At 71.7% G+C, this 25143-nt stretch carries 14 protein-coding genes and 2 pseudogenes; 6 read left to right on the top strand and 10 right to left on the bottom strand.

Annotated elements, in window-relative coordinates:
- Positions 1-56 precede the first annotated feature (56 nt).
- The gene (locus AB0M62_RS16655) at positions 57-1769 is read left to right on the top strand and encodes a glycerol-3-phosphate dehydrogenase/oxidase (protein WP_366074919.1); all 1713 of its coding nucleotides are present in this window, start codon (positions 57-59) and stop codon (positions 1767-1769) included.
- Positions 1770-1864: 95 nt separating this feature from the next.
- On the opposite strand, the gene AB0M62_RS16650 is transcribed toward AB0M62_RS16655, so the two are convergent.
- Both AB0M62_RS16650 and AB0M62_RS16645 read right to left on the bottom strand, forming a co-directional pair.
- Complete coding sequence (locus AB0M62_RS16650; RefSeq protein ID WP_366074918.1) at positions 1865-3160, bottom strand: M14 family metallocarboxypeptidase; 1296 nt, start codon at positions 3158-3160, stop codon at positions 1865-1867.
- 390 nt (positions 3161-3550) lie between these two features.
- Entirely contained in the window at positions 3551-4420 is an 870-nt protein-coding gene (locus AB0M62_RS16645) for an oxygenase MpaB family protein (protein ID WP_366074917.1), read from the bottom strand.
- A gap of 322 nt (positions 4421-4742) precedes the next feature.
- Between AB0M62_RS16645 and sph the strand changes: the two genes are divergently transcribed.
- The gene (gene sph / locus AB0M62_RS16640; protein WP_366074916.1) at positions 4743-5765 is read left to right on the top strand and encodes a sphingomyelin phosphodiesterase; all 1023 of its coding nucleotides are present in this window, start codon (positions 4743-4745) and stop codon (positions 5763-5765) included.
- A 110-nt stretch (positions 5766-5875) separates the two neighbouring features.
- Entirely contained in the window at positions 5876-6913 is a 1038-nt protein-coding gene (locus tag AB0M62_RS16635; RefSeq protein ID WP_366074915.1) for a cation diffusion facilitator family transporter, read from the top strand.
- A gap of 111 nt (positions 6914-7024) precedes the next feature.
- Here the strand turns inward: AB0M62_RS16635 and AB0M62_RS16630 are convergent.
- Positions 7025-7120 (bottom strand): annotated as a pseudogene (locus AB0M62_RS16630) (Appr-1-p processing protein); the annotation flags it as partial.
- A 157-nt stretch (positions 7121-7277) separates the two neighbouring features.
- Here AB0M62_RS16630 and AB0M62_RS16625 point away from each other — a divergent pair.
- Positions 7278-7994: a MerR family transcriptional regulator gene (locus AB0M62_RS16625; RefSeq protein WP_366074914.1), complete on the top strand. Its 717-nt coding sequence runs from the start codon at positions 7278-7280 to the stop codon at positions 7992-7994.
- 40 nt (positions 7995-8034) lie between these two features.
- Here the strand turns inward: AB0M62_RS16625 and AB0M62_RS16620 are convergent, their stop codons facing one another.
- From AB0M62_RS16620 to AB0M62_RS16600, 5 genes are all read right to left on the bottom strand, one after another.
- Positions 8035-10203 (bottom strand): 3-hydroxyacyl-CoA dehydrogenase NAD-binding domain-containing protein, encoded by a 2169-nt coding sequence (locus tag AB0M62_RS16620; RefSeq protein ID WP_366074913.1) that lies wholly within the window; start codon positions 10201-10203, stop codon positions 8035-8037.
- A 135-nt stretch (positions 10204-10338) separates the two neighbouring features.
- Entirely contained in the window at positions 10339-11553 is a 1215-nt protein-coding gene (locus AB0M62_RS16615; RefSeq protein WP_366074912.1) for an acetyl-CoA C-acetyltransferase, read from the bottom strand.
- 38 nt (positions 11554-11591) lie between these two features.
- The gene (locus AB0M62_RS16610) at positions 11592-12734 is read right to left on the bottom strand and encodes an acyl-CoA dehydrogenase family protein (RefSeq protein ID WP_366074911.1); all 1143 of its coding nucleotides are present in this window, start codon (positions 12732-12734) and stop codon (positions 11592-11594) included.
- Complete coding sequence (locus AB0M62_RS16605; protein ID WP_366074910.1) at positions 12731-13867, bottom strand: CaiB/BaiF CoA-transferase family protein; 1137 nt, start codon at positions 13865-13867, stop codon at positions 12731-12733. Before AB0M62_RS16605 ends, AB0M62_RS16610 begins: the two co-directional genes overlap by 4 nt.
- Positions 13868-13981: 114 nt before the next feature.
- Entirely contained in the window at positions 13982-14371 is a 390-nt protein-coding gene (locus AB0M62_RS16600) for an MmcQ/YjbR family DNA-binding protein (protein ID WP_366074909.1), read from the bottom strand.
- 90 nt (positions 14372-14461) lie between these two features.
- On the opposite strand from AB0M62_RS16600, the gene AB0M62_RS16595 reads away from it, so the two are divergent.
- Positions 14462-15652, top strand: coding sequence for a saccharopine dehydrogenase NADP-binding domain-containing protein (locus AB0M62_RS16595; RefSeq protein WP_366074908.1), 1191 nt, complete (start codon positions 14462-14464; stop codon positions 15650-15652).
- A gap of 17 nt (positions 15653-15669) precedes the next feature.
- Here AB0M62_RS16595 and AB0M62_RS16590 read toward each other — a convergent pair.
- Positions 15670-15819, bottom strand: a pseudogene (locus AB0M62_RS16590) (LysR family transcriptional regulator); the annotation flags it as partial.
- 269 nt (positions 15820-16088) lie between these two features.
- Positions 16089-17132 carry a nitroreductase gene (locus AB0M62_RS16585; RefSeq protein ID WP_366074907.1) on the bottom strand — a complete coding sequence of 348 codons (1044 nt, stop codon included), beginning with the start codon at positions 17130-17132 and terminating at the stop codon, positions 16089-16091.
- 565 nt (positions 17133-17697) lie between these two features.
- Here AB0M62_RS16585 and AB0M62_RS16580 point away from each other — a divergent pair.
- The gene (locus AB0M62_RS16580; RefSeq protein ID WP_366074906.1) at positions 17698-25134 is read left to right on the top strand and encodes an aminotransferase class I/II-fold pyridoxal phosphate-dependent enzyme; all 7437 of its coding nucleotides are present in this window, start codon (positions 17698-17700) and stop codon (positions 25132-25134) included.
- The last annotated feature ends 9 nt before the right edge of the window (positions 25135-25143 follow it).

The raw sequence follows: 25143 nt of genomic DNA, 5'->3' as shown, positions 1-25143 counted from the left end.
TAAGACGCCTCCGGCCACGTGCGCGGCGCATGACGGCAGCAGGAGTAGGAGACCCGATGGTGAATCCAATGGCTCTCTCGCCCGAGGCACGCGCGGAGGCCCTCGTCAGGTTGGGAGAGAGTGAGCTGGACGTCCTCGTCGTCGGCGGCGGCGTCGTGGGTGCCGGGGCGGCCCTGGATGCCGCCACTCGCGGCCTGCGGGTCGGCATCGTCGAGGCCCGGGACTGGGCCTCGGGCACTTCCAGCCGCTCCAGCAAGCTTATTCACGGCGGCCTGCGCTACCTCGAGATGCTGGATTTCCGGCTGGTCGCCGAAGCGCTCAAGGAGCGCGGACTGCTGCTCCAGCTGCTGGCCCCGCATCTGGTGCGGCCGGTGTCCTTCCTCTACCCGCTCCAGCACCGGGTCTGGGAGCGCCCCTACGTCGGTGCCGGCGTGCTGCTCTACGACACCATGGCCGCGGCCTCGGGCACCTCCAGCGGCCTGCCCCACCACCGCCACCTGCTCAGGCGCCAGGCCCTGAGCGAGGCGCCCGCGCTGCGCTCCGACGCCCTGGTGGGCGCGATCATGTACTGGGACGCCCAGGTGGACGATGCCCGGCACACGATGTTCCTGGCCCGTACGGCAACCGCGTACGGGGCGTTGGCCGCCAATCGCACCCGCGTCAGCCGCTTCCTGCGCCAGGGCGAGCGGGTGGTGGGCGCCGTGGTCACCGACCTGGAGACCGGCAACGAGACCGAGGTGCTCGCCAAGCAGGTCATCAACGCGACCGGCGTGTGGACGGACGACACCCAGGCCATGGTCGGTACTCGCGGCCAGTTCCACGTCCGTGCCTCCAAGGGCGTGCATCTGCTCGTGCCGCGTGACCGGATCATCTCCCGCACCGGGCTGATCCTGCGCACGGAGAAGAGCGTGCTGTTCGTCATTCCCTGGGGGCGGCACTGGATCATCGGGACGACCGACACCGACTGGACACTGGACAAGGCCCACCCCGCGTTGAGTTCCAAGGACGTCAACTACCTGCTGGAACACGTCAACCGCGTGCTGGTCACGCCGCTGGCCCCGGAGGACGTCGAAGGCGTCTACGCCGGTCTGCGCCCCCTGCTGTCCGGCGAGGCCGCGGAGACCAGCAAGCTCTCCCGGGAGCACCTGGTCGCACATCCGGTCCCCGGGCTCGTCGTGGTGGCCGGCGGCAAGTACACGACGTACCGGGTAATGGCCAAGGACGCGGTCGACGAGGCTGCCCGCGGGCTGGACGAGAAGGTGGCCGACTGCGTCACGCAGCGCGTTCCGCTGCTCGGCGCCGACGGCTATCCGGCCCTGTGGAACTCCCGGCACAGCCTGGCCAAGCGCTCCGGTCTGCACGTCGTACGCATCGAACACCTGCTGAACCGCTACGGCTCGCTGGTGGACGAACTACTCGACATGGTCGCGGCCGACCCCTCGCTGGGCGAGCCGTTGCCGAGCTCCGACGACTACCTGCGCGTCGAGGCCGTGTACGCGGTGACCCACGAGGGAGCACGCCATCTGGACGACGTGCTCGCCCGGCGTACCCGGATCTCCATCGAGTCCTGGGACCGGGGTGTGGACGCGGCGCGCACCGTCGCCCAACTGATGGCACCTCACCTCGGGTGGGACGGTGCGCAGCAGGACCGCGAGGTCGACCACTACCTCAAGCGGGTGGCGGCCGAACGCGAGGCCCAGCGGCAGCCGGACGACCGGACCGCCGACGCGGTACGGCTCGGGGCCCCCGACATCATCCCGGTGCGCTGACCGGACACGAAAGGCCACCCCGCCCTCCCCCCCGGGGGGCCACCCGACAAAGCCTATTGGTGCTTGCCCAGCGATGTGCCCCGCGTCCGGCCGTTTCAGCAGTTGGTGTCGGGCCGCCCGCTGGTGAGGCGGTACGCCGCACGCTCGTCGAGGAGCAGCGGGACGAGTGCACGCAGCGACTGCCTCAGGGGTACGTACGCTCCGGCGCCCTCGCGCCGCACCACGACGCCGTGCAGCGCGAGTTCGTCGCCGGTCTGCGCGTACTGAGTGGCGGTGAGCCGGTAGCCGCAGGGCGGGTCCTGGATGATCTCGGCCGGTTCCGCCGGGTCGTTGTCGGCGCCGCCGAAGGCGACCGGGCCGTGGTCGGCGTACCCGGCACGTCGCGCGGCGTCTGTGGCCGCTTCGATCCGCCCCCGGCGTTCGGTGGTGAAGGCGACGGCCCCCTTCAGCGCGGCGAGTTGGGAACGCACCCGGCGCTTGTTGTTGAGCGCCGCGTCCGCCTTCTCCACGTCCGTGAGGGGGTCGGCCCTGGTCTCGACGAGCAGGCCCACGGCGGACTTCACTCCCGCGGTGTTGCGCAGGATGCGCTCCTGGCCATCACCCGCGACCTGCCGGATCGGATCACCGGTGGCGGGGTCGGTCCAGATGCCGTAGATGCCGGTGCTGTAGCCGGCGGCTCCGGCGGCCGGGCGGACGTACGTCTCCGACAGCGTCTTCGCCTCCTGGTGCACGGCGTCGGCGGTGTTGAGGTTGCGCGGCCAAAGGGCCAGCAGGTCCTTGTCGTAGTACGGCGAGGTGGATCCGTACTCGTGCAGGTCGTAGACGGTGTCGGGCCGGCGGTCGCGGATGACCGCGGCGAGAGCCCGGCCCTCGGCGGTGGCCAGCGCGATGTGGTCGCGGTTGATGTCGACGGAGTCGGCGTTTCCGCGGGTGTCCGCGGCCCGGCCGTCGGGGTTGGCGGTGGGCACGACGAGCACCGTCGTGCGCCGGAGGAAGCGCAGCGTGCGCTCGTCCCTGGCGTACGCGAGGTCGCGGACGGTGGTCAGGCATGCCTCCCGGCCGGAGGGTTCGTCGCCGTGCTGGGCACAGATCAGCAGCAGCGTGCCGGCCGCGTGAGAGGCGCCGATCCGTACCAGCCGCAGCGGCCGGCCCTGTCCGGTGGTCCCGATGCGGTCCACGGTCACGCGTCCGCTCGCCCGGTCGACCGCGGCCAGGAAGTGCTGCTCCTCGGACTCCGTGGTCCAGCGGGCTCCGTCGGACTTCTCGAAGCCGGTCCTGGGCGGGACGACGGCCAGGGCCCGGCCCGGGTCGACGGCCCGCGCCGGAGCAGCCACCAGCAGCGGGACTGCCAGTACTGCGGCGAGCAGGGAGATGCGGACTCTGCGGGTCATGGACGGATCCTCCTGGGCCTTCGGGGGTAGGGAGGGCAGACGCGCCGGGCCGAGCCGGACACGCCGGCGACGCGCGGGGCCGCGTCCGCGACGCGGCCCCGCGGGTGTGTTCAGGCGCCCGGCACCCGCTGGGTGCGCACCGGCCCGGCCACGCCGTCGAGGCGTGCCTCGAACGGCGCGGCTGTGGGCGTGGGGCCCGGGACGGCATGCGGGTGCCCCGCGCACGTATCGCCACGGCCGGGGACGGTACTCCGGTCAACTCCTGGGCGACAGAGCGCCTTTGGGTACGAATGCGACTACCGGGGCACCCGGGGCCCGGGTCGGCGCACTGCCCGGTGGCTCTGTGCGGCCTCTATCACCGCGCCGTGCCTCGCAGCGGGCGGTCGGGACTCAGCGGGCAGTCGCGCGTCGGCGGGGTGCCGTGCGTCGACGCGTCTCGCGCCGTTCGAGTGCCCGCGCCTGACGGGCCATCGGCAGATAGCGCAGCCGCTCGGGCAGCACCGGCACCACGGTCCGGACGACGGCGCTGAACCGGCGGAGCCTGCGTTCCTGTGCGTCGCTCCAGGCGAGCCCGATGGCCTCGCGCGCGTCCGGAGGCATGTAGCCGATCGTGACGAACGAACGGAAGCGGGCGAGCGGCGGCAGCAGTACCGGCCACAACGCCCGCGTCAGCAGCCGCACCGGCAGCGGGCCGCGGTCCGGCGGCGGCACCGGGGCGTCGGTGGCGACGAGTTCCCGTACGACCACGGTGGCCTCCAGCTCGTCCGCCAGGACCTTGCGGTAGTACGGCCAGAACTCCTCGACGGTCTGCGGCATGTCCCGGTCGCGGATTCCGAGGATGCGGCCGACCTGGAGCCACTCCGCGTACAGCTGCCGCTCCGCCACTTCGGACAGCGGGCGGACGAGGTAGCCCATCGCGTTCCGGTAGACCGGAAAGCCGGTGGCATGGACCCAGGAGTAGGAGGCCGGGTCCAGCGCGTGGTAGGGACGCCCGTGCGCGTCCGTGCCCTGAATGTTCCGGTGCAGCTTTCGGAGCCGCCGGCCCTCCTCGGCGGCCGCCTGGCCGCCGTACACCCACAGCTGGACCGACCGCACCGACCGTTCGCCGCGCCCCCACGGGTCGGTCCGGAACACCGAGTGCTCGTCGACACCCGCACCCACCGCCGGGTGGGCCACCTGCATGGTGAGCGCGGCGGGCAGCATCAGCAGCGCACGGATGTCACCGGCGACACTCCACAGGACGCCCCCGGGCGGAGGCATTGCCGGATCCTTGTGCGGGTTCTCAGGCATACGGCGGCTCCCCGGTCTCCTCCCTCCAGTATGCGATCACCGGCCGGTAGCGGATCGGCGGCGCTTCGGTGATCGGCGGGAGGCACCGGGTGCACGGATCAGGCGCCCGCCGAACAGGTCCGCGGGGCCGGGTCGAGGGGGCCGATGCCCGGCGGGAGCAGTTCCGCGGTCGTCGATACCCGCGTCCCCGGCCTGAACTACCGTGCGGGAGCTGGAAAGTTGTCGCGCCCGTGCGCACCCGTCCAGATTCCTGGCGCACAGGTGTTACCTGGAAGTAACCCTGGCTGATTTGATGTGCGGCGCCGCCTTTTCCCCACAGGAATCAGGAGATCCAGTGCCGCTCTCCACGCTTCGCCGCACCCATGGCGCGGCCCTCGCCACCGTCCTCGCCGCCGCCACCCTGGCAGCGACCGCGACGGCGCCCACCGCCTCGGCCGCAGAGACCCCGCGGCTCGATGTGCTGACGTACAACGCCTTCCTGTTCAGCAAGAACCTGTACCCCAACTGGGGCCAGGACCACCGGGCGAAGGCGATCCCCGCGGCCTCGTTCTTCCAGGGCCACGACGTCGTCGTGATCCAGGAGGCCTTCGACAACTCCGCCTCCGACGCGCTGAAGAGCAACGCCGCCGCGCAGTACCCGCACCAGACACCGGTGATGGGCCGCAGCAGAAGCGGCTGGGACGCCACCGGCGGCTCCTACTCGGCCACCACGCCCGAGGACGGCGGGGTCGCCGTCCTGAGCAAGTGGCCGATCGTGCGCAAGGAGCAGTACGTCTACAAGGACGCCTGCGGCGCCGACTGGTGGTCGAACAAGGGCTTCGTCTATGCCGTGCTGAGCGTCAACGGCACCAAGGTGCATGTCGTCGGCACCCACGCCCAGTCCACCGACCCCGGCTGCGAGGCGGGCGAGGCGGCCCAGATGCGCAGCCGGCAGTTCCGGGCCGTCGATGCCTTCCTGGACGCGAAGAACATACCCGCGGGTGAACAGGTGCTGGTCGCGGGCGACTTCAATGTCGACTCACACACGCCGGAGTACGCCACGATGCTCGCCGACGGCGGACTGGTGGGCGCCGACTCGCGGACCGGGCACCCGTACTCGTTCGACACCCGGGACAACTCGATCGCCTCCGAGCGCTACCCGGACGACCCGCGCGAGGACCTCGATTACGTGCTGCACCGCCAGGGCCACGCCAGGCCCGCGGGCTGGACCAACGACGTGGTCAAGGAGCAGAGCGAGCCCTGGACGGTCACCAGCTGGGGAACCAGCTACACGTACACCAACCTCTCCGACCACTACCCGGTCGTCGCTCGCTAGGCCCTGCGGGCCCCAGGTGCTGTAAGGGAGCAGTTGCGGCCGGGACGCAGCTGGCGCCGCCCCGTTTTTCGGCAGTGGCTGCAAGGGAGTTCCTGTGCGACCGTGGCGCCATGGCTGGTCATGGACACCACCACACGCACCGGACTCCGCCGTCCTCACGGTCGCGACTGCGGCACCGCCTCTCGCATGCCCTCACCCCTCACAGCCATGAGCCGGGCGGCAAACTCGACGCCGCGCTGGAGGGGTCGGCGGCGGGCCTGCGGACGCTGTGGTTCTCGTTCGCGGTGCTCGCCGCCACCGCCGCGGTCCAGGCGGTGATCGCGGCGCTGTCCGGCTCGGTCGCGCTGCTGGGCGACACCGTCCACAACGCCACCGACGCGCTCACCGCGCTGCCGCTCGCCGTCGCCTTTGTGCTGGGCCGGCGTGCGGCGACCCGCCGCTACACCTACGGCTTCGGCCGGGCCGAGGACCTGGCGGGGGTGTTCGTCGTCCTCGTCATCGCGGGCTCCGCGGTGTTCGCCGGGTACGTGGCCGTGCGACGGCTGGTCGAACCGCAGGACGTCGGCCACCTCCCGGCGGTCGCGGCGGCCGGGCTGGTGGGTTTCGCCGGCAACGAATGGGTGGCCCGCGCCCGGATCCGTACCGGCCGCCGCATCGGGTCGGCGGCCCTGGTCGCCGACGGCCTGCACGCCCGCACGGACGGCTTCACCTCTCTCGCGGTGCTGCTGGGTGCGGGCGGCGCGGCACTCGGCTGGCGCCTGGCCGACCCGCTGGTGGGACTGGCCATTACCGGCGCGATCGTGCTGGTGCTGCGGGGCGCGGCCCGCGAGATGTGGCACCGGCTGATGGACGCGGTGGACCCGGCGCTGGTGGACGAAGCAGAACACGCGCTGGGTCACGTGGCGGGCGTACGCGCGGTGGGCGCGGTGCGCCTGCGCTGGCTGGGGCACAGCCTCCGCGCCGAGGCGGCCATCGTCGTGGACCCGCAGCTCACCGTCGTCCAGGCCCACGCGCTGGCGGTGGCCGCCGAACACGCCCTGCTGCACGCGGTCCCCCGGCTGGCCGCCGCCACCGTCCACGTCGACCACGGCCCGCCCGGCGGAGCCCACCAGGACCCGCACGCGGCCCTGGCGCACCACTTCGGGTGACCGCCGCCCCCGACCGACGGCCGGCGAGCCGTCACCCGTCGTGGTCGTAGACCGTGACCGGCACCCCGCGTGCCACCAGCCGCTCCGTGATGAGCGGCTCGATGCGCGACCGCCGCCCAGGTCGTTGCACACGTGCGCGATCAGCTTCCCGCCCTTGCCGTGCGGTGCGGTGGCGTCTCCCCGGATGTAGTCGATCTCCCGCGTGATTCCCGAACGTTTCACATCAGTGGTGAGACAGCAATACTGTTGAACCGCTCAGGGATGCGGACGAGAGAGCGAGGCACAGCCGATGACGACTCGAGCCGAGGGCAGTCGGGCCAGTCGGGCAACTTGGACTCAGGCCTCTCCGGCGCAGGCCACTCCGGTGGAGGAGCCCACGCTCACGGTCGACGAGCTGGCCGCCCGGGCCGGGGTCACCGTCCGTACGGTGCGGTTCTACAGCACGCGCGGGCTGCTGCCGCCGCCGGTCATCGGCCCCCGCCGGGTCGGCCACTACGGTCCCGCGCATCTGTCCCGGCTGGCACTCATCGAGGAGCTTCAGCACCAGGGCATGACGCTGTCCGCGATCGAACGGTACCTGGAGCAGCTGCCGGCCGACCTGAGCGCCCATGATCTCGCCATCCACCGAGCGCTGGTGGCCTCCTGGTCTCCCGATTCGGCCGAGGACGCCTCCCGTGCGGAGCTTGAGCGGCGGGCCGGGCGGGCCCTGGCCGAGGAGGACGTCGACCGGCTCGCCGCGATGAACGTTTTGGAGCGCGGTGCCGCGCCCGACACCTACAGGGTGGATCCCGGCCTGCTGCGGCTCGGCGTACAGCTGCTGGACGTGCCCATCGCGCACGAGACCATCCTGGCGGCCCGCACGGTCCTGATGGAGCACACCCGGTCGGTGGCGCACGAGCTGACGAGGCTCTTCCGCGACGAGGTGTGGGGGCCCTATCGCGAGCGCGAGTCGGACCCCGAACATGTCGCGGCGATGAAGTCGCTGTCCGCCCATATGCAGCCCCTCGTGGTGCAGGCCTTGGTGACGGCCTTCCAGCGGTCGCTGAAGGAGGAGCTGCGGGCGGCGTTCACCGCTGAATGAACAGCCGTGAACACCGCCCGCCCTGCGAGAGAAAACGAGGTCAGTCGCTGAACGTCTCGCCCCGCTCGGCCTTCTCCACCAGCAGCGCCGAGGGCGCGAAGCGGTCGCCGTACGCCGCCTGGAGTTCGCGGGCGCGGGCCACGAAGCCGGGCAGGCCGCCCTCGTAACCGTTGATGTACTGGATCACTCCGCCGGTCCAGCCCGGGAACCCGATGCCGAGGATCGAGCCGATGTTGGCGTCGGCCACCGACGTGAGCACCCCCTCCTCGAGGCAGCGCACGGTGTCCAGCGCCTCGGAGAAGAGCATCCGCTCCTGCATGTCGACGAACGGGATCTCCGAGTCCGGCTTGGAGAAGTGCTCGCGCAGACCCGGCCAGAGCCCGGCACGCTTGCCGTCCACGTACGCGTAGAAGCCGGCTCCGCCGCTGCGGCCCGTACGCCCGAACTCGTCGACCATCCGGTCGATGACCTCGTCCGCCGGGTGCCCGGTCCACGTGCCGCCGGCCTCCTCGACGGCCCGCCGGGTCTCGTTGCGGATCTTGCGCGGGAGGGTGAGGGTCAGCTCGTCCATCAGCGAGAGCACCTTGGCGGGGTAGCCGGCCTGTGCCGCCGCCTGCTCGACCGACGCGGGTTCGATGCCCTCGCCGACCATCGCGACGCCTTCGTTGATGAACTGGCCGATGACGCGCGAGGTGAAGAAGCCGCGGGAGTCGTTGACCACGATCGGGGTCTTCTTGATCTGCCGCACCAGGTCGAACGCGCGGGCCAGCGCTTCGTCACCGGTCCGCTCCCCCTTGATGATCTCGACGAGCGGCATCTTGTCGACGGGTGAGAAGAAGTGCAGCCCGATGAAGTCCGCGGGGCGTGACACGCCCTCGGCGAGCACGGTGATGGGGAGGGTGGAGGTGTTGGAGCAGAGCAGCGCGTCGGGCTCGATGACGTCCTGGATCTCCTGGAACACCTTGTGCTTGAGCGCGGTGTCCTCGAAGACCGCCTCGATCACGGCGTCGCAGCCGGCCAGGTCCTGCGGGTCGGCGGCCGGAGTGATCCGGGCGAGCAGCGCGTCGCGCTCGGCCTCGGTGGTGCGGCCCCTGGAGAGCGCCTTGTCGAGCAGCTTCGCGGAGTAGGCCTTGCCCTGCTCCGCGGCTGCCCGCGTGACGTCCTTGAGGACGACCTCGATTCCGGCCCGGGCGCACGAGTACGCGATGCCGGCGCCCATCATCCCGGCGCCTAGGACGGCCACCTTGCGGACCGGGCGCGGGTCGATGCCCTTGGGCCGGTTGGCGCCGGAGTTGACGGCCTGGAGGTCGAAGAAGAACGCCTGGATCATGTTCTTCGCGGTCTGCCCGGTGACCAGCTCGGTGAAGTACCGGGCCTCGATGGTCTGTGCGGTCTCGAAGTCGACCTGCGAGCCCTCGACGGCCGCGGCGAGGATGTTGCGCGGCGCGGGGTAGGGGGCGCCGTTCAGCTGCTTCTTCAGGTTGGCCGGGAAGGCCGGCAGGTTGGCGGCGAAGCGCGGGTTCGACGGGGTGCCGCCGGGGATCTTGTAGCCCTTGACGTCCCAGGGCTGCTGGGACTCCGGGTTCGCGTCGATGAAGGCGCGGGCCCGGGCGAGCATCTCCTCGGGGGTGGCCGCGACTTCATGGATCAGCCCGTTCTCCAGGGCACGCCGCGGCGTGTACTGGGTGCCCTGCAGCAGCACCTTCAGCAGGGCGTCGGCGATGCCCATCAGCCGTACGGTGCGGGTGACACCGCCACCGGCGGGGAGGAGGCCCAGCGTGACCTCGGGCAGGCCGATCTTGGAGCCGGGGACGTCGAGGGCGACGCGGTGGTGGCAGGCCAGGGCGATCTCGTAACCGCCGCCGAGCGCCGCGCCGTTGATGGCGGCGACGACGGGCTTGCCCAGGGTTTCGATGCGGCGCAGGGCGCGCTTGATGTCCGTACCGGCGTCGAAGGCCTGCTGAGCCTCGGCCGGGCCGATCTTGATCATGTCCTTGAGGTCGCCGCCCGCGAAGAAGGTCTTCTTGGCGGAGGTGAAGATGATGCCGCGGATCGAGTCCTTTTCGGCTTCCGCGCGGTCGGCGACGGCCGCGATGGACTCCTTGAAGGCCCGGTTCATGGTGTTGGCGGACTGGTTGGGGTCGTCGAGGACGAGGGTGACGACGCCGTCGTCGCTCCGCTCCCAGCGGATGGTGCTGCTCTCGGTCATTGCGAAGTCTCCAAGGGTGGTTGCCCGGCGTGGCCGGCCGGGGCGCGGTGCGGCGCTGCCGCCCGCGGCTGCTGCGGCCTGCCGGAACGATCGGGTGCCGCGCCTACGGGGCTGCTGTGCCTGTGTGCCGCACGCTTACAGGCGCTCGATGACGGTGGCGATGCCCATGCCGCCGCCCACGCAGAGCGTGGCCAGGCCGTACCGCTTGTCCTGGCGCTCCAGCTCGTCGATGAGGGTGCCGAGGATCATCGCGCCGGTCGCGCCGAGCGGGTGGCCCAGGGCGATCGCGCCGCCGTTGACATTGATCTTGTCGAGCGAGAGCCCCATGTCCCTGGCGAACCGCAGCACGACACCCGCGAAGGCCTCGTTGATCTCGACCAGGTCGATGTCGTCGATGGTCAGCCCGGCCTTGGCCAGAGCCTTGCGGGTGGCGGGCGCCGGGCCGGTCAGCATGATGGTCGGCTCGGAGCCGGAGACCGCCGCCGAGATGATCCGGGCGCGGGGAGTGAGGCCGTAGCGCTCGCCGACCTCCTTGGAGCCGATGGCGACCAGGGCGGCGCCGTCCACGATGCCGGAGGAGTTGCCCGCGTGGTGGACGTGGTCGATCTTCTCGACCCAGTGGTACTTCTGCAGGGCCACGGCGTCGAAGCCGCCCATGTCGCCGATGGTGGCGAACGAGGGCTTGAGCGCGGCCAGCGACTCCGCGGTGGTGCCGGGACGCATGTGCTCGTCGTGGTCGAGGACGACCAGGCCGTTGCGGTCCAGGACGGGGACGACGGACCGCTCGAAGCGGCCGTCCTTCCAGGCGGAGGCTGCCCGCTCCTGGGAGAGCGCGGCGTACTCGTCGACGTCCCGGCGCGAGAAGCCCTCGATGGTGGCGATCAGGTCGGCGCCGATCCCCTGCGGGACGAAGCCGGTGTCGTAGTTGGTCATCGGGTCCGCGAACCAGGCGCCGCCGTCGGAGGCCATCGGCACCCGTGACATCGACTCGACCCCGCCCGCGAGTACGAGGTCCTCCCAGCCGGAACGGACCTTGGCGGCCGCCATGTTGACGGCTTCCAGGCCGGAGGCACAGAAGCGGTTCTCCTGTACGCCGGCGACGGTGTCGGGCAGGCCGGCGGCGATGGCGGCGATCCGGGCGATGTCGGAGCCCTGGTCGCCGACCGGCCCGACGACACCGAGGACGATGTCGTCGACCGCGGCCGGGTCGAGGTCGGGGAACCGGCGGCGGATCTCGTGGATGAGCCCGACCACCAGGTCGATCGGCTTGGTGCCGTGCAGGGCGCCATTGGCCTTTCCGCGCCCGCGAGGGGTGCGGATCGCGTCGTACACAAACGCTTCGGTACTCAAGACAACAGCCTTTCGGATGCGTAATGCGCAGGAGGGGTTCAGGCAAGCAGGGAGCGGCCGATGATCTCCTTCATGATCTCGGTCGTACCGCCGTAGATCGTCTGGACGCGGCCGTCGGTGAAGGCCTTGGCGACCCGGTACTCGGTCATGTACCCGTAGCCGCCGTGCAACTGCAGGCACCGGTCGGCGACCCGCTTCTGCAGTTCCGTGGCCCACCACTTGGCCATCGAGGCATGGACCGCGTCGAGTTCGCCGTTCGAGTGATCGACGATGCAGCGGTCGAGGAACGTCCGGGTGACCGCGCACTCGGTGGCCATCTCGGCTATCTCGAACCGGATGTGCTGGAGCTTGGACAGCGGCCGCCCGAAGGCCTCGCGCTCCTTGACGTACTGCGTGGTGATCTCCAGCAGATGCTCGGCGGCGGCGATCCCGGCCATCGCGATACTCATCCGCTCCTGGGCGAGGTTGGTCATCAGGTGGATGAAGGCCCCGTTCAGCTCACCGAGCAGGTTCTCCTTGGGGACGCGTACGTCGTGGAAGAACAGTTCGGCGGTGTCCTGGGACTTCTGACCGATCTTGTCGAGGTTGCGGCCACGCTCGAAGCCGGCCGTGCCGCGCTCGACGACGAGGAGGGAGAGCCCCTTCGCGCCGCCCTCGGGAGTCGTCTTCGCCACCACGATCACCAGGTCGGCGAGGATGCCGTTGGAGATGAAGGTCTTGGAGCCGTTCAGCACCCAGTGGTCGCCGCGGTCCTCGGCGGTCGTCCGGATGCCCTGGAGGTCCGAGCCCGCCCCGGGCTCGGACATCGCGATGGCGGTGATGATCTCACCGGTGCAGAAGCCGGGCAGCCAGCGCCGCTTCTGCTCCTCGGTGGCGAGGCCCGTCAGATAGGGGCCGATGATGTCGTTGTGCAGGCCGAGTGCGAGTCCGGGGGCGCCGGCCCGGGTGAACTCCTCGGCGAGTACGGCGCTGTAGCGGAAGTCGGCGTTCCCGCCGCCCCCGTACTCCTCCGGTACCGCCATGCCGAGCAGCCCCTGCCTGCCCGCCGCGAGCCAGGCGTCCCGGCTGACGATGCCGTCCTGCTCCCACTGCTCGTAGTGGGGCAGCACCTCCTTGCTGAGGAAGGTGCGGACGCTCTCCCGGAACGCCTCGTGCTCGGGGGTGAAGATCTGACGCTTCATCCGTCGGTACCGCCCTTCGTCAGGCTCGGAACATCCCAGTCATGTGCCACCGCTTCGATGTCCGCCCCCGGCCGGGCGGGCGGCCGGGTGACCGAACCCTGAGTGAGGGAGAACCGCGGCGCGGGGGCCGGCTGGGTGATCCCGCCGTGGTCGGTGAAGGTGCCCCGGACCGCGAGATGCGGATGGGCAGGAGCCTCGCGAAGCGAGAGGACCGGCGCCACGCAGGCGTCCGAGTCCTCGAAGACCGCGGTCCACTGCGCCCGCGTCTTCGTCCTGAAGCGGGCGGCCACCGCCTGGCGCAGCTCGTCCCAGCGGTCGAAGTCCTTACGAGCCGGGGCCTCGTCCGCGATGCCGAGCCGCTCGATGAACTCGTTGTAGAACTGCTGCTCAAGCGCGCCGACGGCCATGTACTCGCCGTCGGCGGTCTCGTAGGTGCCGTAGAAGGGGCATCCGCCGTCGAGCAGGTTCGCACCGCGGCGGTCCTGCCAGCCGCCGGCCGCCATCATCCCGTGGATCATCGTGGCCAGATGCGCGGCGCCGTCCACGATCGCGGCGTCGACGACCTGGCCCGTACCGCCGTCCGAGCGTGCGTGCTGGAGCGCGGCGAGGATGCCGATGACGAGATAGAGCGAGCCGCCGGCGTAGTCGCCGACCAGATTCGCGGGCACGGCGGGCGGCCCGCCGGCGTTGCCGATCATGCCGAGAGTGCCGGTGACGGCGATGTACGCGATGTCGTGTCCGGCCCGCTGGGAGAGCGGCCCCTCCTGGCCCCAGCCGGTCATCCGGCCGTAGACGAGCCGCGGATTGCGGGCGTGGCACTCGGCAGGGCCGACACCGAGGCGCTCGGTGACGCCCGGCCGGTACCCCTCGATGAGGACGTCGGCGCGTTCGACCAGGTCGAGGACCTGGGCGGGGCCGTCCTCGGCCTTGAGGTCGACGAGTACCGAGCGCTTGTTGCGGTTGGTGAGGTCGTAGTCCGGATCGATGCCCAGCCCCGAGCCGCCGGGCCGGTCGACCCGTACGACGTCGGCACCCAGGTCCGCCAGGAGCATGGCGGCGAACGGGCCGGGGCCGATGCCCGCCAGTTCGACCACGCGCACCCCGGCCAGTGGGCCGTTCCCTGTCGCTGCCATCAAGCCCCCAGACTGTGACACAACTGATGTAACATCGATGATGCTAAGAACGTGTTCCACTCTGCACAAGCCCTCCGGGTGAGCAAGTGCTTAGTTCTTTTCGCCGTCTGCCGGTCAACGCCCGTCGAGCTCCGCGACCAGCTTCTTCGGGGCCACGGTCCGGTAGCTCTCCTCGACCCATTCACAGAGCACCTCGGCGGACGGCGCCCCTTTCTCCGCCAGCGGAACCTGCACCCAGCCGGCCTTGCCCAGCCCGTAGCCGGCGGGCACCGCACCCGGTGCGGCCATGGCATGTTCGTGCAGCGCCTCGACCTTGAGCTTGACGGTGACGCTCGGCGGATGGTCGCCCTCGGTGTCACCCAGGAAGACGAAGATCTTCTTGTTCACCTTCGCCACGCAGTCCTCGGGACCCCACGGGAACTCCTCCACCGCACCCGGCAGACCGAGGGTGAATTCCCGGACCTTCTCCCATTTCCTCACTACGGCTTTGGGCACCGAAGCCATTGAGCCCTCCCTGGTAGTACCGGCCGGTTCCGACCACGCTAGCCTCGGCCCCCGGCAGCGGCGCGGGGCGAAACGGCGGAGGGGTCAAGGATGAACCGGCAGGACGGGGCGGAGCGCCCGTACGACATCGTGCTCTTCGGAGCGACGGGCTTCGTGGGGGTGCTTACGGCGGAGTACCTCGCCGCGCACGCGCCCGAGGAGTGCCGCTGGGCCATCGCCGGCCGCAGCCACGCGAAGCTGGAGCGGCTGCGCGAACGGCTCACCGCGATCAGCCCCCGCTGTGCGGAGCTGCCCCTCGTCGAGGCCGATGTGTCGGACCCCGCGGCCCTGCGTGAACTGGCCGAATCCACCCATGTGGTGGCCACCACCGTCGGTCCGTACCTCTGGTACGGCGAGGAGCTCGTCGCCGCCTGTGCCGAGGCGGGGACCGACTACGCGGACCTGTCCGGCGAGCCGGAGTTCGCGGACCGGATGTTCCTGCAGTACGACGCCCGGGCCCGCGAGACCGGCGCGCGGATCGTGCACGCCTGCGGGTTCGACTCGGTCCCGCACGACCTGGGTGTCTACTACACGGTCCAGCAGCTCCCCGAGGGGGTGCCGCTGCGCATCGACGGATTCGTACGCACCAACGCCGTCTTCTCCGGCGGCACCTTCGCCTCCGCCCTCAACATGATGGGCCGCGGCCCGCAGACTCTGCGGGCCGCCAAGGAGCGGCGCCTGCACGAACCCCGGCTGGTGGGCCGACGCGCCCGTGCCCCGCTCGGCGCGCCACGGCTGAGCAGGGAAACGGGCACGTGGGCACTGCCGCTGCCGACCCTGGATCCACAGGTGGTGGCGCGCTCGGCGGCCGCCCTGGAGCGGTACGGGCCGGACTTCCGCTACCGGCACTACGCGTCCGTGAAGTGGCTGCCGGTCGCCCTCGGCGGAGTGGCGGCGATCGGTGCGGCCTTGGCACTCGCGCAACTGCGGTTCACCCGCGAGTGGTTGAGCAGCCGGTACGCGCCCGGCGAGGGGCCCGGCGAGGAGCGCCGGGAGAAGAGCTGGTTCACGGTGCGGTTCGTCGGCGAGGGCGGTGGCCGGCGGGTTTTCACCGAGGTGTCGGGCGGGGATCCCGGCTATGGCGAGACGGCGAAGATGCTCGCGGAGTCCGCGCTCTGCCTCGCCCTGGACGAGCTGCCGAAGACGGCCGGCCAGGTAACGACCGCCGTAGCGATGGGCGATGCGCTGCTGACTCGGCTGCGGGCGGCGGGGATCAGGTTCCGGGTGGCGGACTCGCGCTAGCTAGGCCGGGGAGGAAGTCAGCCGGTGCGGTAGAGGTCCGTGAGGAGCCCGACCGCTGCTTGGGTGGCGGGATGCGGATCGTCGCGCCACCAGGCGAGCCGTACGGCGATCGGTTCTGCATCGCGGACCGGTCGGTAGACGATGCCCGGCCGTGGGTACTGGTTGGCCTCTCCGAGCCCGCCGCCCTCGGCGGGCAACCGCGGCGATCGTTGGAATGGTCATCGACGAGGCTTGCCCGTCGTCGCCCGCGTGCTGAAGGGCGGGGGCGTCCCCCACACGACCAGTCCCGGCGCCGGCCGCGCTACCGAGGTCGCCCCAGGCCGCCGCACCGGACAACATCCGGCACCCGCCCCCGCAACGAGCCCACCGTTTTCCGGCAGCACGCGCCGGGCGGCCGGCGCTCCTTGCCGGTCATTAGACCGGCCCTGCGCGGCAGTCACCCTTGCAGAACGTCGGCGACGGGCCGGCGAGGCGTCGTGGGAACGGTGCCTCGCGGGTAGCCGGCCCGGATGAGGAGCTGGGGACGGCCGCGCAGGTCCGCGACGGCGTCGTGCAGCCGGGCGCGTAGCGGGTTGCCCAGCTGGCAGGGCTGGTTGGCGTAGCCGGCGAGGATGCCGTCCGAGGCAAGGACGAGAAGCACGCGCTGCAGCGCCTGCCCGGTGGCCAGCCAGTCGGCGCGCTCGTCCTTGCCGGAGGCGAGGACGGCGGCGAGCGGAGCGGTGCGTACAAGGGCGGCGTCGCGTGTTCCCACGCGGTTGCCGAGGTCCAGGGACCGGACCACCGTACGAAGGGCCGGTGCGGCCAGGGCAGGGACCGTCAGGCCGTCGCCCCGCCGACGCGGGCGCATCCAGAAGGCGAGCTCGCGCCGCCAGGCACGGTCGGCGAACTGAACGCGGTCGCTCTCCTCGACGACAGCGGCGACCTCCTCTCGCCGCTCGGGGGCGATGACACTCAGCCAGGCGCCTTCCCGCTCCGCCGCCCGCCGCATCCGCCGCAGTACGTCCTCGGGGACGGCCCGGTCGGCGAACGGCTTGCGACAGGTACGCCGACGGGCGATGGCGGCGTACAGGCGGGCGTCCTCACCGTCGCTGTCGCTGTCGTCGCTGTCGTCGCTGTCGTCGCTGTTGCTGGTGTTGCTGGTGTTGCTGGTGTTGCTTGTGTTGCTGTTGCGGTCGGGATGCTCGGACAGGATCACGCGGGCGCACAGGTTCTCCTCGGCCGGGTCCGGCAGCAGCTCGGTACGGACGCCGAGACCGTGGTGACGCGCCGCGATCCGCAGATTCAGCAGCGCGGCGCCGCAGCTGATGAACAGTTCGCGACCGTCGGGGTCATTGACCGGAAGGGCACGCGAGTGGTCCGCGCGCAGCTCGATGGCTTCTCCCACGCGTCGGAAGAGCCAGGGCTGGGTGTTGTGCGAGGACGGCGCGCGTACCGCCTGTTCGACGAGTGCCCGGACGAGATTGGTGGGCGGTGGTGCCATGTCGTTCCTTCTGGATGCCCCACGGGCGCAGCGGTTGCGCGTGCGCGGGTGGGGGAAGCCGGCGGCTGGGCATGATCGGGTGGGCGGGGTTCCAGCACAGCACGTCCCGGGGCCCGGCGAGCGGACGTGGGCGGCTCGGGGCACACGTGCCGAGGACCCGCCGGGCCTTTCCACCGGAACCCGCCGGGCCTTCCACCGGTCCCCGCGCCGGGACCCGCCGCGGGGACCGGAGGGCCGGAGGAGAGGCCCGACGGGGTGCCCGGCCCGACGAAGAGGTGCACAGGCCGCCTGTGCGCCCGGCCGCTGGAGCAGCGCGGCCGGCCCCGTGCCGACGCGGCCGCCACGTGCTCAGGCTCCGTCCCCGACGAGATCCGCCGCCCGAAATCCGACAGGACCTGGCGCGCAGGGGGTGTTCGTGCGTGCCCGGGGGCCCGGTACTGCCTCCGCGGTCTCCCGTCAAGTGACGAATAGCCGGGACTGGGGCCGTCCTGCTGCGCCGGGGACCGTGGTTACCGGCCGCCCTGCACGAGGCAGGAGCGGACACGACCCCGGTTTGGAGGCTCGGATGTACCGCTGGATGGGAGAGGCTGCGACCCGTCGCCCCCGACTCGCGCTCCTTTGCGCGCTCGCCTTCCTCATCCTGTCCGTGGTACTCGGTGCGGGAGCCACGGACCGGCTCAAGACGCAGGGGTACGACGATCCCCAGTCCGACTCCAGCTTCTCGGCCCGCATGACGGCCGAGCATCTGGGAGCGTCCCCGAACCTGGTCGTGGTCGTGCAGGTCCAAGGCGGCGGGTCCGTCGACGACCGTGCTGCCCGCGACGCCGGCCAGGACCTCACCCGGCGTCTTCAGGCTCAGCCGCACGTCAGCGACGTGAGTTCGTACTGGACGGGCAACGCCAAGGAGCTGCGCAGCCGCGACGGCCGCTCGGCGATGCTGCTTGCGCATGTGGACGGCAAGGGGGAGGAGATCGGCCCGCGGGCCGAGCAGCTGCGTGAGGAACTGACCCGCCCCGCACCGTCCCCCGGCTCCTCGGCCGCGCCCGCGTCGTCCGCGCCGAAGACGGCGGAGGGCACGACGGTCCTGAAGGTCCACGTGGGCGGGTCGGCGCTGGTCGACGCCGAGATCCAGGACCTCTCGGAATCCGACCTGAAGCGGGCCGAGGCCGTCGTCCTGCCGGGCACACTGATCCTTCTGGTCCTGGTGTTCGGCAGCGGGGTGGCCGCGCTGCTGCCCCTGCTGATCGGGATCCTGGCCATCGGCGGGACCCTGCTGGTCCTGAGCCTTCTCGGCAGCGTCACCGATGTGTCGGTGTTCGCACTGAACCTCACCACGGCACTCGGCCTGGGGCTGGGCATCGACTACGGGCTGCTGATCGTCTCCCGGTTCCGCGAGGAACTCAGCCAGGGGCACCCGGCACGCGAGGCGGCCCGGCGCACCGTGAACAGCGCGGGCCACACCATCTTCTTCAGCGCCGCGACAGTCTGCGCGGCACTTGCGACGCTGCTGGTCTTCCCGCCGTACTTCCTGCGCTCCTTCGCCTATGCGGGCATCGCCGTGGTGGCCATCGCCGCGGTGGCCGCCACAACGGTCCTGCCGGCGCTGCTGGCACTGCTGGGCCACCGGGTGAACGCCTTGGCGGTGCCGTGGCGCGGCAGAGTCCAGGCCGGTTCCGCCTCCCGCTTCTGGGAGCGGCTGGCGCAGGTCGTGGTGCGCCGCCCGGTGCTCGCGGCACTGCCGGTGATCGGCCTGCTGGTGGTTCTCGCCGGGCCGTTCACACACGCCACCTTCTCCACCCCCGACGACCGGACGCTGCCCAAGAGCGCCGCCAGCCGGCAGGCCGGGGACCTGGTGCGCGAGGAGTTCGACGCGCGGGGCGCCAGCGCCCTGACAGTCTTCACCACCAGTGCCACGCCGCAGGTCGCCAAGGACTACGCAGAGCTGCTGTCCGCGCTGCCCGACGTCGCCCAGGTCTCGGGGCCCTCCGGGATCTGGCAGAACGGCCGGCAGATCGCCCCGCCCAGCGCCGCGACCGGCGCTGTGCCCGGCGGCGGGGGCCCGGCGATCCTGTCGGTGGTGCCGAGGGTGGACCCCCAGTCCGGCGACGCCCAGCAGCTCGTGCGCACCATCCGCGCGACGCCCACGCCGGCCGGCACCGACATTCACGTCGGCGGGCCGAGCGCGGCCCTTGTCGACGCCAAGGACACCATCGGCAACCGGCTTCCGCTGGCCCTGTCCGTGATCACTGTCACCACGTTCGTGCTGCTGTTCTTCTTCTCCCGCAGCCTGATCCTGCCGTTGAAGGCGATCGCGCTGAACGCGCTGAGCCTCGCCTCGGTCCTCGGCGCCATGGTGTGGATCTTCCAGAGCGGTCATCTGCAGGACCTGCTCGGCTTCACGCCCGGACCGCTCAGCACCACCATGCCGGTGCTGCTGTTCTGCATCGTCTTCGGACTCTCGGTGGACTACGAGGTGTTCGTCCTCGCGCGCATCAAGGAAGCGCACGACGCCGGGTACGACACCAACGAGTCGATCGTGAGGGGCATCGCCCGCACCGGCGGCATCGTCACGACCGCCGGCGCCCTGCTCGCGTTCACCCTCCTGAGCTTCGGCACCTCCGAGGTCGCCCTCCTGCAGTTCTTCGGCATCGGTGCCGGCTTCGGCGTGCTCCTGGACGCCACCCTCGTACGCGGCGTCCTCGTGCCCGCGCTGATGCGCATGGCGGGCGGCCTGAACTGGTGGGCACCGCGTGTGTTCCAGGGCAGCCCACCGGTGCGGCAACCACCTCCTTCCGCGCCTCCTCCCCCGCCCCCGCCCCCGCCCCCGCCCCCGCCTCCTCGGGACGGCACACCACCCCCCTGGGACGGCACACCGCCCCCTTGGGACGGCGCCCCGTCGCCACCTGCCCGGGACGGTGCGCCGCCTGCACCTCCGCCCGTTCGTGCCTGTCTGCCACAGGTACGAGTGGGCCTCCTCCCCCACATCAGCCGCCCGCCACGGGCATCCGGACAAAGAAGGCCCCCCATGCATGACATCGCCATCGTCGGACTCGGCTGCCGCTTCCCCGGCGCCACAGACCTCCAGGCGTACTGGAAGCTCCTCCTGAGCGGGAAGCGACAGTTCTCCGCAGTGCCGGAAAGCCGCTGGAACCACAGCACCTTCCACGAGCCGAACAACCGGCGCGTCACCCACGCCGCCTACACCGATCAGGTCGCCTTCCTCACCGGTGTGGACCGCTTCGCCGCCCTGCACTACGGCGTGCCGCCCCGCCGCGCCCTGGCCATGGACCCGCAGCACCGGCTGATGCTCGACGTCACCCGCGAGGCCCTCGACGACGCGGGATGGGGCCGCGGCGGCTTCGACCGGCAGGGCACCGGGGTCTTCTTCGGCATGTCGGTGTCCGACTACAAGGAGCTCATGGCGGCCCGTATCCGGGCCATCAGCCTTGCCGACGGGTCCCTCGGCGGCACCGCCGACCCCGAGATGCTGCGCGCCGTGAAGGAACAAGCCGAACAGCTCAGCGGGGTGCAGACCTTCACCCTGCCCGGGAGCCTGCTCAACATGGCGCCCGCCACCGTCAGCCAGCAGTTCGACCTCGGCGGCCCCAGCTTCGCCGTCGACGCCGCCTGCTCCGGCTCGCTGATCGCCCTCGACCAGGCCGTCGCCCACCTGCGCCAGGGCAGCTGCACGGCCGCCATCGTCGGCGGCGTGTATCTGAGCCTCACCCCCGACAGCCTGGTCGGCTTCTCCAAACTCGGCGCCCTGTCCGCCGGCGGGGTGTGCCGCCCGTTCGACGAGAAGGCCGACGGCTTCGTCCTCGGCGAGGGCGCCGGCGCGGTCGTCCTGCGGCCGCTGCAGGACGCGCTCGCCGACGGCGACCGTGTCTACGCCGTCATCAAGGGCATCGGCTCGGCCAACGACGGTGCCGCCCCCGGACCGCTGGCCCCCACCCCCGAAGGCCAGCTGCGCGCCATGCGCCGCGCCTACGGCGACGCCGGCGTGCCTCCCTCCTCCGTGGGCTTCATCGAGGCCCACGGCACCGCCACCGCCGTCGGCGACCGCACCGAGATCGAGGCGCTGCGCCGACTGCGCACCGAACACCCCGACGAAGACCCGAGCCTGTGCTACCTCGCCTCGGGCAAGGCCCTCATCGGGCACTCGCTGTCCGCGGCAGGCATCGCAGGACTGATCAAGACGGCCCTGGTCGTCCACCACCGCACGATCGTGCCGCAGCCCGCAACCACCCCCCACCCGGAACTCGGCATCGACGCCGCCGGGCTGCGCTTCGCCGACACCGCACGACCCTGGCCGAGCGACACCACCACGCCGTGTGCCGCGGTCAGCTCCTTCGGCTTCGGCGGAACGAACGTCCACGTGGTCCTGCAGCAGTCACCCGCCCCGGAACCCGGAACCCACCCGGCCGGCACCACACCCACCGCCGAACCCCACACCGCGCTCCCCGAATCCGGCACCGGACCTGCTGCCGCATCAGCCGCCGGCCGGGATACCGGGCCCGGGGCCGGGCCCCATCTCGTGGTGATCTCGGCCGGCAGCCCCACGCTGCTGGACGAGCACATCGGCGACCTGCTCGACACCCTGGACCCGGCGCCCCGCCCGCCGCTCGCGGCCGTGGCCCACACCCTGGGCAGCCGGGGGCCGCTCACCGCCCGGCTCGCGATCGTCGCCGCCGACACGGACGCCTTCACCGCCCGGCTGCGCCGGGCCCGCCAGCAGCTCGCCGACGGCGCCCGGGGCGACCTCGGCGACGGTGCCTTCGCCGCCGACGCCCCCCTCGCGCCCGAACAGCGCCGCATCGCCTTCGTCTTCCCCGGCCAGGGCAGCCAGCGCCCGGGCATGATGCACGACCTCCACCAGCGGTTCCCCGGCTTCCGGGCCACCATCGACACCCTCGGCGCCGCCGCCCGGCAGTACACCGGCCTCGACGTCGTCGACCTGCTCTACGGCCCCAGTGGGGCCGGCCCCGACAGCGAGGAGCAGCGGCAGCGGCTCGCCGCAACCGACGTGTGCCAGCCGCTGCTCGGCAGCGTCCAGATCGCCGCCACCCGGCTGCTGGCCGCCTGCGGTGTCACCCCCGGCCTCACCCTGGGCCACAGCGTCGGAGAGTTCGCCGCGGCCGCGGCGGCCGGCACGCTCACCGACGAGGAAACCGTCCGGCTGCTGGCCCACCGGGGCACCGCCCTCAGCAACGCCGAGCCCGACCCCCGCGGCGGCATGCTCGCCGTGCAGACCGACGAACTGACCTGCCAGCGCCTCATCCAGGACATCGACGACGTGTGGCTCGCCTGCTTCAACCAGCCCCGGCAAGTCGTGGTCAGTGGCACCACCGACGCACTCGCCGCCCTGCGGCGCGTCTGCGCCGAAGCGGGCATCGTCACCGTGCCGCTCGAGGTGTCCAACGCCTTCCACTCACCGCGGCTCACCCCGGCCGAGACCGCCATGCGCACCGACCTCGCCCACCGCCCCCTCACCAGGGCGCACCTGCCGTTCATCTCCAGCGTGAACGGGGCCCTGTGCACCGACCCCGCCGAACTGCGCGAACTGTGGGCCCGACACGCCTCTGTGCCGGTCCGCTTCGGCGACGCCGTCCACAGCGCCTACGACCACGGCGCCCGCGTCTTCCTCCAGGTCACCGGCGGCAGCTCCCTGCTCGCCTCCATCCGCCGCAACCTCACCGGCCACGACGACATTCACGTCATCCCCACCGACGGCCCCACTCCCGACCACACACGCAGCTTCCTGCGGGCCCTGGCCCGGCTCACCGTCCTGGGCGCCCCCGTCGACCCCCGCGCCCTGATCCCCAAGGAAGACCGCCGCCTCCTTCAGCTGCCCATCGCCCGGCTCGACACCCAGTCCTACTGGGTACTGCGCGCGCAACCCGCCAAGAACAACACCACCCCCACCACCCCGGCCACCTCCGAACCGGCCACCCCGGCGGCCTGCGAACCGGCCGCGGCCGTGACCGCGTCCGCCCCGGCCCCGCGCACCGAAGAGGCCACGTTCCCGTCCGTCCCGGCACCGCGCCCCGAAGAGGCCGCATTCCCGTCCGTCCCGGCCGCCGACGCGGCCGCGGCCTTCCAGACCCCGCCCGCAGACACCCCCCTTCACGACCCGACCCAGGAGATCCCGATGCATGAACTGCTCAACCTGATCCAGCAGCAGGTGACGATGCTCAGCCGCCTCAGCGAAGCGCTTCCCGCCCCCGCCGGCGCCCCGCTCACGGCACAGACCGCGGCCACCCCCGCCACCTCGGCGCCGGCCATACCGGCCGGTGACCAGCCCCGCTCCCCCGCGGGCAACGGCACCGGCCCGCCGGACCCGGACCCGGACCCGGCCGAGGTCAACGAAACCGTGTTCGCGCACGTGGCCCGGATCAGCGCGTTCCCGGTGGGTCATCTGCGCAGCGACCAACTGCTGATCGACGACCTCGGATTCGACTCCCTGATGCTGACCGACCTGTTCACCTCCCTCACCCAGCGGTGGCCCTCCTTCACCGTCGACGAGACCTGCCACCGGCCGACCGTCGGCGCCGTCACCGCGATGATCACGCGCGGCCGTGCGGACACCGCACCGCCGGCCCGCCCCGCCGGTCCCGCCGGCCACAGCGGCGCCCCTCGCGCGGCCGGGCCGGCAACGGCCCCGGACCCGGCGCACCCGGCGCACCCGGCGAGGATGGAGCCGGCACGACAGGCAGCGGCGACGCCGGCACGGGGGGCGGCGGAGCCGGCTCCGGTGCCGGCCGGCAGCGGAGCCGGTCTGCCCGAACAGCAGACGCGGATCGAGAGATTCCCGGAGGTCACCGCGCACGACGAGCGCATCGGCATGCTCTCCCAGCTGGACCTGGCCAACCCCTACTTCCTCATCCACGAAGGCGGCATGACCAACACCACCGTCATCGGCGGCCGGGAACTGATCTCCTTCTCCAGCTACAACTACCTGGGCATGGCCACCCACCCCGAGGTGAACGCGGCGGCCAAGGAGGCCATCGATGGGCTGGGCACGTCGGTGTCCGCCAGCCGGCTGCTGTCCGGCAGCCGCCCGCTCCACCTCGAACTCGAGGCCGAACTCGCCGACATGCTCGGATGCGAGGACGCGATCACCCTGGTGGCCGGGCACGCCACCAACGTCTCCGTGATCGGGCACCTCGTCGGGCCGGGCGACCTCATCGTCCACGACTCCCTCGCCCACGACAGCATCATGCAGGGCTGCAAGCTCTCCGGCGCCACCCGCCGGCCCTTCCCGCACAACGACGCGGCCGCCCTCGACGCCTTCCTCACCCAGGTCCGCCACCATTACCGCCGGGTACTCGTCGTCATCGAGGGCGTCTACAGCATGGACGGCGACATCGCCGACCTGCCCGCGCTCATCGAGGTCAAGAACCGGCACGGCGCCCTGCTGATGATCGACGAAGCCCACAGCATCGGCGTGATCGGCGCGAGCGGAGGAGGCATCGGCGACCACTTCGGCGTCGACCGCTCCGCCGTCGAACTGTGGTCGGGCACCCTGTCCAAGGCCCTGGCCAGCTGCGGCGGATACGTCGCCGCCAACCGCACCATCGTCGACTACCTCAGGTACTCCGTCCCCGGCTTCGTCTACAGCGCCGGCATGACCCCCGCGAACACCGCCGCGTCCCTGGCCGCCCTTCGGACCCTGCGCGCCGAACCACAGCGCATCACGCGCCTGAGGGAGAACTCCCACCTGTTCGTCCGTCTGGCTCGCGAAGCGGGCATCAACACCGGCGACAGCCACGACACCCCGATCATCCCCTGCATCACCGGCGACTCACTGAAAACCCTCCAGCTCGCCCAGGCACTCCTCGAGCAGGGCATCAGCGTCAACCCCATCCTCTACCCGGCAGTACCCGAGGAACTGACCCGGCTGCGGTTCTTCGTCACCTGCGACCACACACCCGACCAGATCCGGCACACCGTCGCCACGCTGCAACACCAGCTGCGCGGCGTGGGCATCCCCACCACCGCCTGAGACACGCCG

The sequence above is a fragment of the Streptomyces sp. NPDC051219 genome (assembly GCF_040682335.1).
Lineage (GTDB): Bacteria > Actinomycetota > Actinomycetes > Streptomycetales > Streptomycetaceae > Streptomyces.
Note: the sequence above shows the minus strand (reverse complement) of the source record. Positions and strands in the feature narration are given on the sequence as shown.